Raw genomic sequence first — 12,741 nt, 5'->3', positions numbered from 1 at the left:
ACGCCCAGGTGATCGGCAACGGCGGCAACGGCGGCAACGGCGGCAACGCCGGGGCCGGCGGCACCGGCAGCGCTTCCGGTGACCCGGGCATCGCAGGAGCCGGCGCCGGCGGCGGCACGCGCGGGACGCTGTATGGCACCGCCGGCGCCCACGGCGCCGACGGGTCCTAGACGGCTATCCCTCCACGTACTCCGCGGCGCCGTCGTCCAGCACCACCCGGGCGGGGCTGCCCTCGGCGCCCGACGCCTCGGTGCGGAACACCGCCTTGCCGGGCTCGGTCCGCCAGATCAGCGTGGTCAGCGTCTCGCCGGGAAACACCGGCGAGCTGAACCGCGCGTCGATCGAGGTGACGTTGGCGGCCACGCCCTTGCCCAACTCGGCGACCAGCGCCCGGCCCGCCACCCCGTAGCTGCACAGCCCGTGCAGGATCGGCTTGGGGAACCCGGCCAGCTCGCGGGCAAACCACGGGTCGCTGTGCAGCGGGTTGCGGTCCCCGGACAGCCGATAGATCAGCGCCTGATCCTCGCGGGTGGGCAGCGGGATCCGGGCGTCGGGCTCGCGGTCCGGGATCTCCGGCGCCACCGGCCGCTGGCCCGGCACTCCCCCGAACCCGCCGGCGCCCCGGACGACAAAGGTCGTCGACGTTTCGGCGATCAGCTTCCCCGAGTCCGGGTCGGTCCCGCGGCCGCGCAGCATCACGACCGCGTTCTTGCCCTCGCCCTTGTCCTGGATGTCGGTGACCTCGGAGACCACCGACAGCTTGCCCGCCGCGGGCAGCGGTGCGTGCAACCGGACACCCTGCGATCCGTGTAAGAGCATGGCCCAGTTGAACGTTCCGATCTTGCCGGCCGCCCCGAAGGCCGGCGAGCAGATCACCGCGTAGGTGGGCAGCACCTGCTGGGCGATGTCGTGGCTGTTCTCGGTCGTGAAGGACAGATCGTCGATGCCGCACCCGACGCCGAGCGCATACAGCATCGTGTCCTTGTCGGTCCATTCGAACAGCATCGGATCGCTCACCGCGCCGACGGCACTCGGGTCAATGGCCATACGAGTCTCCTCACTGAATGGAATCGCGCCTTTTCGTACCTAACCATCGCAAACTCTTCCCCCCGGCACCCCCGGCAGGGCAGGCTATCGACATGCGCAAGGGGAGCGTGATCTCAAAAGCCATCGCAGTGCTCGCCGCGGCGGTGCTCGTCGGTGCGTGCGGCGGCTCGCCGCAGCCGCGCAGCATCACCCTGACGTTCATCCGCCACGCGCAGTCGGAGGCCAACGCCAGCGGGGTCCTCGACACCTCGGTGCCGGGCCCCGGCCTCAGTCCCGAGGGCAAGGCGCAGGCCGAGCAGCTCGCCCACCAGCTCGCGCACAACAAGTACGACGCCGTCTACGCCTCCACGATGGCGCGCGCCCAGCAGACCGCCGAACCGCTGGCCGCCGAGCTGCACGAGCACGTGCAGGTACTGCCAGGCGTCCAGGAGATCGACGCCGGCTGGTTCGAGGGCAAGCCGGTCTCGATGGATCCCTCGACGTACCTGCTGGCGCCGGCGGACTGGCTCAACGGTGACGTGCAAAACAGCATCCCCGGCTCGATCACCGGCAAAGAGTTCAACGACCGGTTCACCGCGGCCGTCCAGAAGGTCTACGACAGCGGCCACAACAACCCGGTGGTCTTCGCGCACCTGTACTCCATCGAGTACTGGGTGCTGATGAACGTGAAGAACGCCAAGGACAGCCTGCGGACCACCCACCCGCTGCCCAACACCGGCCGCGTGGTGATCACCGGGAACCCGATGACGGGCTGGACGCTGCAGGACTGGGACGGCATCCGCGACTTCAGCGGCTGAGCGCTACCATGTCCGCATGCGGTATGTCGTTACCGGCGGTACCGGGTTTATCGGGCGCCGCGTCGTGTCTCGTCTCCTGGAAACGCGGGCGGACGCGCAGGTGTGGGTGCTGGTGCGCCGCGGATCGCTCGGGCGCTTCGAAAGCCTCGCCGCCGAGTGGGGGGAACGGGCGAAGCCGCTGGTCGGCGAGCTGCCCGAGCTCAGCCTGACCGACGAAACCCTGGCGGAGCTCGGCCGGGTCGACCACCTCGTGCACTGCGCGGCGATCTACGACCTCACCGCCGGCGAGGCCGAGCAGCGGGCCGTCAACGTCGAGGGCACCCGCGCCGTGATCGACCTGGCGCGGCGGCTGGACGCCACGCTGCACCACGTGTCGTCGATCGCCGTGGCGGGCGACTTTGCCGGCGAGTACACCGAGGACGACTTCGACGTCGGGCAGCGGCTGCCCACCGCCTATCACCAGACGAAGTTCGAGGCTGAGGCGCTGGTGCGGTCGACGCCCGGGCTGCGCTACCGCGTCTACCGCCCCGCGGTGGTGGTGGGCGATTCGGTCACCGGGGAGATGGACAAGGTCGACGGCCCGTACTACTTCTTCGGTGTGCTGGCCAAGCTGGCGGCGCTGCCGTCGCTGACGCCCATCCTGCTGCCCGACACCGGCCGCACCAACATCGTGCCGGTCGACTACGTCGTCGACGCGCTGGTCGGACTCATGCACGGCGACGGTTACGACGGCCGCACCTTNGGCGGTACCGGGTTTATCGGGCGCCGCGTCGTGTCTCGTCTCCTGGAAACGCGGGCGGACGCGCAGGTGTGGGTGCTGGTGCGCCGCGGATCGCTCGGGCGCTTCGAAAGCCTCGCCGCCGAGTGGGGGGAACGGGCGAAGCCGCTGGTCGGCGAGCTGCCCGAGCTCAGCCTGACCGACGAAACCCTGGCGGAGCTCGGCCGGGTCGACCACCTCGTGCACTGCGCGGCGATCTACGACCTCACCGCCGGCGAGGCCGAGCAGCGGGCCGTCAACGTCGAGGGCACCCGCGCCGTGATCGACCTGGCGCGGCGGCTGGACGCCACGCTGCACCACGTGTCGTCGATCGCCGTGGCGGGCGACTTTGCCGGCGAGTACACCGAGGACGACTTCGACGTCGGGCAGCGGCTGCCCACCGCCTATCACCAGACGAAGTTCGAGGCTGAGGCGCTGGTGCGGTCGACGCCCGGGCTGCGCTACCGCGTCTACCGCCCCGCGGTGGTGGTGGGCGATTCGGTCACCGGGGAGATGGACAAGGTCGACGGCCCGTACTACTTCTTCGGTGTGCTGGCCAAGCTGGCGGCGCTGCCGTCGCTGACGCCCATCCTGCTGCCCGACACCGGCCGCACCAACATCGTGCCGGTCGACTACGTCGTCGACGCGCTGGTCGGACTCATGCACGGCGACGGTTACGACGGCCGCACCTTCCACCTCACCTCTCCCAAAACCGTTGGGCTGCGCGGCATTTACCGCGGTGTGGCCAAGGCGGCCGGGTTGCCGCCGCTGCGCGGGTCGCTACCCCGCTCGGTGGCGGCGCCGCTGCTCAAGATGCGCGGGCGCGCCCGGGTGGTGCGCAACATGGCGGCCACCCAGCTCGGGATTCCCGCCGAGATTTTCGACGTGGTGGACCTCAAGCCCGTGTTCGTCAGCGACGAGACCCGAAAGGCGTTGCGGGGCACCGGCATCGAAGTACCCAACTTTGCCAGCTATGCGCCCGAGCTGTGGTGGTACTGGGCCGAGCACCTCGACCCCGACCGCGCGCGGCGCGACGACCCCTCAGCGCCGCTGCAGGGCCGGCACGTCATCATCACCGGCGCGTCCAGCGGGATCGGGCGGGCGGCCGCGATCGCCGTTGCCGAGCGGGGCGCCACGGTGTTCGCGCTGGCCCGCAACGCCGACGCGCTGGACGCGCTGGTCGCCGAGATCCGCGCGGCCGGCGGGCAGGCGCACGCGTTCACCTGCGACGTCACCGACTCCACCTCGGTGGAACACACCGTCAAGGACATCCTGGGGCGCTTCGACCACGTCGACTACCTGGTGAACAACGCCGGCCGCTCGATCCGGCGCTCGGTGGTCAATTCCACCGACCGGCTGCACGATTACGAACGGGTGATGGCGGTCAACTACTTCGGCGCGGTGCGGATGGTGCTGGCGCTGCTGCCGCACTGGCGCGAGCGCCGGTTCGGCCACGTGGTCAACGTCTCCAGCGCGGGCGTGCAGGCCCGCAACCCCAAATACAGCTCCTACCTTCCCACCAAGGCGGCCCTGGATGCGTTCGCCGACGTGGTCGGGTCGGAGACGCTCTCCGACCACATCACGTTCACCAACATCCACATGCCGCTGGTCCGCACGCCGATGATCGCGCCGTCGCACCGGCTCAACCCGGTGCCCGCGATCAGCCCCGAGCGCGCGGCGGCGATGGTGGTGCGCGGCCTGGTCGAGAAGCCGGCGCGCATCGACACCCCGCTGGGCACGCTCGCCGAGGCCGGCAATTACTTCGCGCCGAGGACGTCGCGGCGCATCCTGCACCAGCTCTATCTGGGCTACCCCGATTCCGCCGCGGCGCGCGGCGTCCCCACCGAACCGGCCGCGGCCACCCCGGCGCCGCGCAAGCCGAGGCGGCCCGCCCGCGCGGTCACGGGCGGCATCCGGACACCGCGCCCGGTCAAGCGGCTGGTGCGGTTGGTGCCCGGGGTGCACTGGTAAACATGAATCGCTCTGTCTAGCGGACCATCTCATCCGACCGCGAAGGCCGCCAGGCTGGAGCACGAAATCCCGCCCTGCAGTCGCGTGAGGAAGGAAACCCGGCATGGTTGACATGCACCTCGAAGTGCACGTCGTCCCCGTATCTGACGTCGACCGCGCGAGGCAGTTCTACGAAAACTTGGGGTGGCGGTTTGACGGCGACACCGCGCCGGGAGAGGGCGTGCGCGTCGTCCAGTTCACGCCGCCGGGCTCCGCCTGCTCTGTCACATTCGGCGAGGGTGTCACGCCGTCGGCGCCCGGGTCGGCGCAGGCGGTGCTGACCGTGCCCGACATCGAGGCGGCCCACGAGGACCTCCTCGGCCGCGGCATCCGCGCCACCGACATGTGGCATGGCGTGCCGTTCCCGCCGGAAGCACGGCTTCCCGGGCCCGACCCCGAGCACACCAGTTACCAGTCTTACTCCTCCTTCACCGATCCGGACGGCAATACGTGGCTGGTCCAGGAGATCACGGCGCGGCTTCCCGGCCGAGACTGACACTGCAGCAATACGTTTCAGGGCGGCCCGATTGCGGTATCCCGGCCCGATGGTCCTGTGCCAAAGGTGGACGGGCACCGATCCGGTGGCCGCCGCGGCCCGGCTGGTCGCCGCGACAGGCGTCGCCGTGCTGCCCTCGCTCGACGTGACGCGCAGCCTGGGGGTGGGCCGCGAAGCCTGGACCCGGTTTGCTCGGCATTGGCGGCAGCTGGCGCCCGACCCCTACGCGGCGGAACTGGGGGTGCGGCGGCTGCGCCGATACGGCCAGTACTCGTTTCGCGACGGGGTGCTGCGCCCGATGCCCAGGCTCGCGTTCGTGCAGCCGGAGGACTCCAACCCGCTCTACGTCGGCAAGGACCGCGACTTCGAGCCGCTGACCGAGGTGTTCGTCGCGGATCCGTTGCTGCACAACGTGATCACGCTGCTGGCCCGGGTGGCCGCGGCCCTGGACGACGGCGTGGCCGACTGGAACGTCAAGGTGCATCCGTTCCGCATTCGATGCTGCGGCGACCAGGACGGCCATCCGACGCCCGAAGGCCTGCACCGCGACGGCGTCACGCTGGTCAGCTCGCTGCTGATCGGGCGGCGCAACGCGATCGGCGGCGAAACCACGGTGTGTGACCTTCGGGGCCGGCCGTTGCTGGCGACGACGCTGGCCGAGCCGGGGACCCTGATGCTGGGCGACGACCGCCGCACCCTGCACGGCGTCTCACCGATCCGGCCGATCGACGGCTCCGGGCCGGCGCAGCGCGACGTCCTGGTGATCACCTTCGCGTCGGCTTGGCCGTAAGATCACCGCGGTGAACGCCGTTTTCGTCGACGTCGACACCGGCATCGACGACGCGATGGCCTTGATCTACCTGCTGGCCAGCGCCGACGCCGACGTGGTGGGGATCGCCTCGACCGGCGGCAACATCCACGTCGACCAGGTCTGCGCGAACAACCTGGGTTTGCTCGAATTGTGCCGGGCCCCAGCCATACCCGTGTCCAAGGGCGCCGACGAGCCGCTGTGCGGGCGGTGGCCCCATCACTCGAAGTTCCACGGCACCACGGGGTTGGGCTACGCCGAACTGCCCCGCACCGACCGCGCGCTCACCGGTCACGACGCCACCGCGGCGTGGGTGGCCGCGGCGCACGCCCATCCCGGCGAGCTGGTCGGGCTGGTCACCGGACCGCTGACCAACCTGGCGCTGGCGTTGCGCGCCGAACCCGGACTGCCGAGGATGCTGCGACGGCTGGTGATCATGGGCGGCGCGTTCGGCGGCGACGGCATTGCGGCCAACCCGATGGCCGAATGGAACATCCGGGTGGATCCCGAGGCGGCCGGCGAGGTGTTCGCCGGCTGGGCCGGGCAGCAACAACTTCCGATCGTCTGCGGCCTGGACCTCACCCGGCGCGTCGCGATGACGCCGGAGATCCTGGCCCGGCTGGCGGCTGAGGCGGGCCCGTCGCCGTTGCTGCCGGTGATCGAGGACGCGATGCGGTTCTACTTCGAGTCGCATGACCACCGCGGGCACGGCTACGTCGCGTTCATGCACGACCCGCTGGCCGCCGCGGCGGCGCTGGACCCCCGGCTGATTTCGACCCGGGCGGCAACGGTGGACATCGAGCTGGCGGACACCCCGACCCGGGGCGTGACGACACCCGATTGGTCGGGCGACCGAAAAGCCAACGCCCTGATCGGCGTTGACGTGGACCCCGCGGCGTTCTTCGAGGAGTTCATCGCGCGGGTCGGGCCGTTCGCGCGCCGGCTCGGCTAGCGCCCGTTTGGCGGACCGATCGCCGGGTATGCGCGAGCCATGCCTTTCGCCGACTACCAAACCGAGCTGTACGACCAGGGGCAGGCCGGCCGGCAGCCGCCCTACCCCATCACATTCGCCGAACTGGAGGCCAAGGCGGCCGCGGCGATGCCGCCGAAAGTGCTGGGGTACGTCGCCGGCGGGGCCGGCGACGAACACACCCAGCGAGCCAACTGCGAGGCCTTCAAGCGGTGGGGCCTGCTCCCCCGCATGGGCATCGCCCCCGAGCAGCGCGACATGTCCGTCGAGCTGTTCGGGATCACCTTGCCGTCCCCGATCTTCATGGCGCCCATCGGCGTGATCGGCGTCTGCGCCCAGGACGGCCACGGCGACCTGGCCGCGGCGCGGGCGTCCGCCCGCACCGGCGTGCCGTTCTTCGTCGGCACGCTCACCTCCGACCCGATGGAAGAGGTTGCCCCGGAGCTGGGCGACACCCCCGGCTTTTTCCAGCTGTACACGCCGCCGGACCGCGAGATGGCCGCCAGCCTGGTGCACCGCGCCGAGGCGTGCGGCTTCAAGGCCATCGCGGTCACCCTCGACACCTGGGTCACCGGCTGGCGGCCGCGCGACCTGAACGGCGGGAACTACCCCCAGGTGCCCAGCGGCTGCCTGAGCAACTACGTCTCCGACCCGGTCTTTCGCGCCAGCCTGCAGCCGGGCGAGGACGCCGCCGAGGCGGCGATGCGCAAGTTGCCCATCTTCGGCGGCCCGTTCCGGTGGAGCGACCTGGAGTGGCTGCGAGCGGAGACCAGCCTGCCGCTGCTGGTGAAGGGAATCTGCCACCCCGACGACGTGCGCCGCGCCAAGGACATTGGCGTGGACGGCATTTACTGTTCCAACCACGGTGGCCGGCAGGCCAACGGCGGGCTGGCTTGCCTGGACTGCCTGCCCGGGGTGCTCGAGGCCGCCGACGGGATGCCGGTGCTGTTCGACTCGGGCGTCCGCAGCGGCGCCGACATCGTCAAGGCCCTGGCGATGGGCGCGACCGCGGTGGGGATCGGCCGCCCCTACGCCTACGGCCTGACGCTCGGCGGTGTCGAGGGCATCGTGCACGTGTTGCGCTCCCTGCTGGCCGAGGCGGACCTGATCATGGCCGTCGACGGGTACCCCTCGCTCAAGGACCTGACGCCGGACGCGTTGCGGCCCACCGGGTAAGCGTCGTCACTCGTAGCTTCCCTCGAGATACCAGCGCCGCTGCCGGTAGCACAGCAGCAACGCCCGCTCGTCCTCCAGCAGGACCTGGGCGCGGGCGGTGCGGCTCCCCCCTTGACCGCCCTCCGGCCGGTCGTCCCACCACCGCTCGTCGACCGGCCAGGGCCCGGCCCACCAGCGCAGCCGCTCGTTCCGNGCAGGCCCGCCGCGGCCGCCGCCGCGACCGCGGGCCAGTCCATGCACCAGATCGCCAGCGCGCGTGAGGAAGCCACCCGAATTCACCCGGCTCGCGACCGGCCGATCACCCGCCTGCCCGCGCACACCCCGCCGACCCGCAGCCGCACCCCGCTGATGCGCCCGAATCCAGGGGCGGGCGTTCCCCGATGAGCCGAGGCGATCTCATAGCCGCAGACCCGCGCCTCCAGCCGCGTCGGCGCCCCTTGCCAGTCGCCGTCGGTGACCAGCAGGGTGCATCCCTTGTTGCGGGCCCGCGCCACCACCGCCCGCGCCCGGGTGTGCGGTACCTGGCGCCCGCCCAGGCCGAGCACCACCAGATCCATGCCGTCGACGAGCACCGCGGCCACCTCGACCGGATCGGTTCCGGGGTCCGGTATCACCGCGAGCCGACTCAGGTCCGCCCCCATCTCCACGGCGGCCAGCAGCCCGATGTCGGGCTGGCCGACGATGGCGACGTTGCCCCCGGCCGCCGTCACCGCGGCCACCACGCCCAACACCAGCGACCGGGCCCCCGACAGCACCGCCACCGTTCCCCGCGGCAACGGCACCGGCAGCGCCTCCGCGAGCCACCGCGGGAGCGCCAGCCCGGATTCCGAATCCGGCAGCAGGTCGTCGGCGGGGGCGCCGCGCCCGGAGGTCTTGCCGGAGATCTCAGCCATCCGTCGGCGCAGCGATTCCAGCTGCTCAGCGCGGTGATCGGAGGCCAAAGCCGCAGTCATACCCGCCTCCTAGCAGCGCTCTTTTCGAAAGTATGTTCGATACATTGGCGAGTAAACACCCACCCTCCGACAAGCGTCAAGCGACGTGAGAGGCTGCTTTATGCGGTCGGTGCTGGTGTGGCTGATGGTGCTTTTTTGGACCACTTTTCCGGCGCCGGCCGCGGCCGAGCCCTGCCAACGGGCCGAGCTGTTCGCCACCGACACCGATCCCCTGTTCGAGGCGCAGGCCACCGTGACGATCGCGCTCAGCGGCGCGTCGGTGACGGGATCGACCGCCCTGGACGGGGTGTACTGGTCGGAGGCGCTGCAGCGCAGCACCCGTGAGCGCTCGCTCGAATTTCACCTGTGCGGCNAGATGTGTAAAAGAGCCACCCCGTGAGCGCTCGCTCGAATTTCCCCTGGGCGGCCCCGCCGGCGCGTCGCCCCCCGCCGCCGAGGCGCTGCGCCGCCAGTTCAATCAGGAAGCGGTGCTGGCCTTCGACTATCTCCCGCGGCAGGCGGGGGACGCGATCATCGTCGCGGCGCCCGGTGTCGACATCGCCCGCTTCGGCGACGCGCTGGCGGCCGATCCGGTCGCCCGCCACCGCATCCGCGGCGGGTCCGTCACCACCACCGACCACACCCTGATCCTGGTCGCCGGGGGCGACGACCAAGACGTCGCCCGCCGGCTCGTCGGCGAGGCCGGCGGGAACTGGGATGCGGCCACGATCGCCTACGGCAGGCGCGAATTCGTCGAGACATAATCCAGTGCGACGTTCGTTCGCGTGTCTCGCAACTGGTTACGTGTCGCGAAAACGGCGCGGGCTACTCCCACTCGATGGTGCCGGGCGGCTTGCTGGTGACGTCCAGCACCACGCGGTTGACCTCGGGCACCTCGTTGGTGATCCGGGTCGAGATGCGCTCCAGCACCTCGTAGGGCACCCGGGTCCAGTCGGCGGTCATGGCGTCCTCGCTGGACACCGGCCGCAGCACGATCGGGTGGCCGTAGGTGCGGTTGTCGCCCTGCACCCCGACCGAGCGCACGTCGGCCAGCAGCACCACCGGACACTGCCAGATCTGGTTGTCCAGGCCCGCGGCGGTCAGCTCCTCGCGCGCGATCGAGTCGGCGCGCCGCAACGTGTCCAGCCGCTGCGCGGTGACCTCGCCGACGATCCGGATTGCCAGGCCCGGCCCCGGAAACGGCTGGCGCCCAACGATTTCCTCCGGCAGGCCCAACTCCCGCCCGACGGCGCGCACCTCGTCCTTGAACAGCAGCCGCAGCGGCTCGACGAGCTTGAACTTCAGGTCGCCCGGCAGGCCGCCGACGTTGTGGTGGCTCTTGATGTTCGCGGTGCCGCTGCCCCCGCCCGACTCCACCACGTCCGGATACAGCGTGCCCTGCACCAGGAACTCAACCGGCTTGTCCCCCAGCACATCCCGCACCGCGCCCTCGAAGGCCCGGATGAACTGGCGGCCGATGATCTTGCGCTTGCCCTCGGGGTTGGTCACCCCCGACAGCGCCTGCAGGAAGGTCTCCTCGGCGTCGACGGTGACCAGGTTGGCGCCGGTGGCCGCCACGAAGTCGCGCTGCACCTGATCGCGCTCGCCGGCGCGCAGCAGCCCATGGTCGACGAAGANCATGGAATGGAAAAAAGAGACAGAGACACGCGCCGGCCGCTCGCCGATGGCGCGCTGCACCAGCGGGGCGGCCACCGCCGAATCCACGCCGCCGGACAGCCCGCAGATCGCATGGCCGTCGCCGATCTGGGCGCGCGCCTGCTCGACGAGCGCGTCGGCGATGTTGGCGGGCGTCCACTGGGCGCCGAGCCCGGCGAAGTCGTGCAGGAACCGGCTGAGCACCTGCTGGCCGTGCGGGGTGTGCAGCACCTCCGGGTGGTACTGCACGCCCGCCAGGCGCCGCCCCCGGTTCTCGAAGGCGGCCACCGCCGCGCCCGCGCTGGAAGCGACGACGTCGAATCCCTCCGGTGCCGCGGTGACCGCGTCGCCGTGGCTCATCCACACCGGCTGGACGTCCGGCAGGCCCGAATGCAGCTCACCGCCAAGCACTTTCAGCTCGGTGCGGCCGTACTCGCTGGTGCCGGTGTGGGCGACCGTGCCGCCCAGCGCCTGCGCCATGGCCTGAAACCCGTAGCAGATGCCGAACACCGGCACGTCCAGGTCGAACAGCGCCGGATCGAGCTGCGGGGCCCCCTCGGTGTAGACGCTGGCCGGTCCGCCGGAGAGCACGACCGCCACCGGGTTGCGCGCCTTGATCTCCTCGACCGTGGCGGTGTGCGGGATGACCTCGGAAAAGACCCGCGCCTCGCGGACCCGCCGGGCGATCAACTGCGCATACTGCGCGCCGAAGTCCACGACCAGCACCGGCCGGTCGACCGGCCCGGCCGCTTCGGGGTCACCAGGTTTCGCCACGCCGCAAGCTTAGTGGCTGGGGTCGCCATCCCCGAGCAGCACGGCAGCCCCGAGGACCGCCGACGCGGTCGCCGGGCGCGACTGTCCGCTCGGAACCCCGTGCACCGGACGTACAGTGTCTGCATGCGCGAGGGCATCGACGTCGGCGGCGTCGTCGCCCCGCGCGAACTGGCCACCGCCAGCGGCGAGGCGGTGCCCGTCCCGGACCCCGATCGACTCGTCCATCTGCAATTTCGCCGGTTCGCCGGCTGCCCCATCTGCAACCTTCACCTGCGGTCGATCGCGCGCCGGCACGACGAGATCGCCGAGGCCGGCGTCCGCGAGGTCGTGGTGTTCCACTCGACCGATCGGGAGTTGCTCCGCTACGCCGGCGATCTGCCATTCGCCGTCGTCGGCGACCCCACCAAGCGGCTCTACGACGAGTTCGGCGTCGGCACCTCGGCGCGTTCCGTATTGCACCCCCGCGCACTGACTTCGGCGATGCGCGGTGGCGTGGGCAACGTGAACCTGCATCCGACCGGCGGCCATCTGGGGTTGCCGGCCGACTTTTTGATCGGCCCGGACGGGCGGGTCCTGGCGTGCAAGCGCGGCCGCCACGCCGACGACCAATGGACGGTGGACGAGGTGCTGGCCTACACCCGCAGCGAAAAGGCCTGCCGCACCGCCTCGACGGCCTCCGGGTCGCCATCGAAGGTGATGCGCCGCAGCGCCGCCTTGCGCTTGGCTTCGCTCGCCCCGAGGCGCGCGGTCACCAGGTCCGCGGCGCTGGCGGTGAGGGTCACCGAAGGCTCGCCGCGAGCGCCGGCGAGCCGACCCTGCGTCACCGCCAATTCGAAACGGCGGCCATCGATTTCGATGCGAATCGTCGCCTCCAGGCCGGCTGCGCCACCCGAGTCGAAGCCGAGCAGGAATCCGGCCAGGAATCCGTTCAGCGGCGATGCCGGGCCGTCCCCGATCGGGTCCAGCCGGTCCAGCCCGAACCACGCGACGCTCCGCAACACCGGCAGCGCCCGCTGCCAACCCAGGTCGGAAAGCGTGTACACAGTGCGCCCGATCGGAGCGGGCAGGTCGGTCCGGTCCACGACCCCGGCCTCTTGTAATTCCTTGAGCCGCTCGGCGAGCAGATTGGTCGCAATGCCGGGCAGCGCGTCGCGCAGGTCCCCGTATCGGCGGGGTCCGCCGACCAGCTCGCGCAGGATCAGCAGCGTCCACCGCTCGCCGAGGACGTCGAGGCCGCGCGCGATCGGGCAGTTCTGGTTGTAGTTCCTGCGGGAAGCCACCAGGCCACCCTACCTGCGGTAGACATCTTTTTCAACTT

Annotated in this window: 10 protein-coding genes and 3 pseudogenes; 8 read left to right on the top strand and 5 right to left on the bottom strand. The window is 71.0% G+C overall.

Translation table 11 applies throughout. The features are described from left to right. Positions 1 to 174 precede the first annotated feature (174 nt). Complete coding sequence (locus tag BN4348_RS31320) at positions 175 to 1,047, bottom strand: MaoC family dehydratase (RefSeq protein WP_066907819.1); 873 nt, start codon at positions 1,045 to 1,047, stop codon at positions 175 to 177. 92 nt (positions 1,048 to 1,139) lie between these two features. On the opposite strand from BN4348_RS31320, the gene BN4348_RS31315 reads away from it, so the two are divergent. The 7 genes and pseudogenes from BN4348_RS31315 (at position 1,140) to BN4348_RS31290 (ending at position 8,061) form a co-directional block, all read left to right on the top strand. Continuing rightward, positions 1,140 to 1,844, top strand: a complete 705-nt coding sequence (locus tag BN4348_RS31315; RefSeq protein WP_066907816.1) for a histidine phosphatase family protein — start codon at positions 1,140 to 1,142, stop codon at positions 1,842 to 1,844. Between the two features lie 16 nt (positions 1,845 to 1,860). Beyond that, positions 1,861 to 2,529 (top strand): annotated as a pseudogene (locus BN4348_RS63050) (SDR family oxidoreductase); the annotation flags it as partial. 24 nt (positions 2,530 to 2,553) lie between these two features. Further along, a complete protein-coding gene (locus BN4348_RS31310; protein WP_066907848.1) occupies positions 2,554 to 4,572 on the top strand; it encodes an SDR family oxidoreductase in 2,019 nt (672 codons plus the stop codon). A 103-nt stretch (positions 4,573 to 4,675) separates the two neighbouring features. Further along, positions 4,676 to 5,107, top strand: a complete 432-nt coding sequence (locus tag BN4348_RS31305) for a VOC family protein (protein WP_066907813.1) — start codon at positions 4,676 to 4,678, stop codon at positions 5,105 to 5,107. Between the two features lie 49 nt (positions 5,108 to 5,156). Beyond that, positions 5,157 to 5,897, top strand: coding sequence for a 2OG-Fe dioxygenase family protein (locus BN4348_RS31300; protein ID WP_066907810.1), 741 nt, complete (start codon positions 5,157 to 5,159; stop codon positions 5,895 to 5,897). 1 nt (position 5,898) lies between these two features. Further along, on the top strand, positions 5,899 to 6,867 hold the full coding sequence (locus BN4348_RS31295; RefSeq protein WP_096866045.1) for a nucleoside hydrolase: 969 nt from the start codon (positions 5,899 to 5,901) through the stop codon (positions 6,865 to 6,867). Between the two features lie 39 nt (positions 6,868 to 6,906). After that, entirely contained in the window at positions 6,907 to 8,061 is a 1,155-nt protein-coding gene (locus BN4348_RS31290) for an alpha-hydroxy-acid oxidizing protein (RefSeq protein WP_066907804.1), read from the top strand. A 6-nt stretch (positions 8,062 to 8,067) separates the two neighbouring features. Here BN4348_RS31290 and BN4348_RS31285 read toward each other — a convergent pair. From BN4348_RS31285 to guaA, 3 genes and pseudogenes are all read right to left on the bottom strand, one after another. Then, positions 8,068 to 8,253 (bottom strand): annotated as a pseudogene (locus BN4348_RS31285) (DNA polymerase Y family protein); the annotation flags it as partial. A gap of 83 nt (positions 8,254 to 8,336) precedes the next feature. After that, positions 8,337 to 9,014: a hypothetical protein gene (locus tag BN4348_RS31280; RefSeq protein WP_066907798.1), complete on the bottom strand. Its 678-nt coding sequence runs from the start codon at positions 9,012 to 9,014 to the stop codon at positions 8,337 to 8,339. A gap of 804 nt (positions 9,015 to 9,818) precedes the next feature. Continuing rightward, the gene (guaA, locus tag BN4348_RS31270) at positions 9,819 to 11,423 is read right to left on the bottom strand and encodes a glutamine-hydrolyzing GMP synthase (protein WP_096866044.1); all 1,605 of its coding nucleotides are present in this window, start codon (positions 11,421 to 11,423) and stop codon (positions 9,819 to 9,821) included. A 123-nt stretch (positions 11,424 to 11,546) separates the two neighbouring features. Between guaA and BN4348_RS31265 the strand changes: the two are divergent. After that, positions 11,547 to 12,068: pseudogene (locus BN4348_RS31265) on the top strand (peroxiredoxin-like family protein); the annotation flags it as partial. Here the strand turns inward: BN4348_RS31265 and BN4348_RS31260 are convergent. Continuing rightward, the gene (locus BN4348_RS31260; RefSeq protein ID WP_066907781.1) at positions 12,056 to 12,703 is read right to left on the bottom strand and encodes a winged helix-turn-helix transcriptional regulator; all 648 of its coding nucleotides are present in this window, start codon (positions 12,701 to 12,703) and stop codon (positions 12,056 to 12,058) included. The pseudogene BN4348_RS31265 and the gene BN4348_RS31260 sit on opposite strands and share 13 nt — an antisense overlap. Between the last annotated feature and the right edge of the window lie 38 nt (positions 12,704 to 12,741).

The organism is Mycobacterium interjectum (assembly GCF_900078675.2).
GTDB classification, from domain to species: Bacteria; Actinomycetota; Actinomycetes; order Mycobacteriales; family Mycobacteriaceae; genus Mycobacterium; species Mycobacterium interjectum.
The sequence above is the reverse complement of the archived record's forward strand: the minus strand, read 5'-3'. Positions and strand labels throughout refer to the sequence as shown.

Bases quoted from the DNA above. Each gene is read 5' to 3' on its own strand.
- BN4348_RS31290 (WP_066907804.1), top strand. From the start codon at position 6,907: ATGCCTTTCGCCGACTACCAAACCGAGCTGTACGACCAGGGGCAGGCC.
- BN4348_RS31305 (WP_066907813.1), top strand. From the start codon at position 4,676: ATGGTTGACATGCACCTCGAAGTGCACGTCGTCCCCGTATCTGACGTC.
- BN4348_RS31300 (WP_066907810.1), top strand. From the start codon at position 5,157: ATGGTCCTGTGCCAAAGGTGGACGGGCACCGATCCGGTGGCCGCCGCG.
- BN4348_RS31315 (WP_066907816.1), top strand. From the start codon at position 1,140: ATGCGCAAGGGGAGCGTGATCTCAAAAGCCATCGCAGTGCTCGCCGCG.
- BN4348_RS31280 (WP_066907798.1), bottom strand. From the start codon at position 9,014: ATGACTGCGGCTTTGGCCTCCGATCACCGCGCTGAGCAGCTGGAATCG.
- BN4348_RS31320 (WP_066907819.1), bottom strand. From the start codon at position 1,047: ATGGCCATTGACCCGAGTGCCGTCGGCGCGGTGAGCGATCCGATGCTG.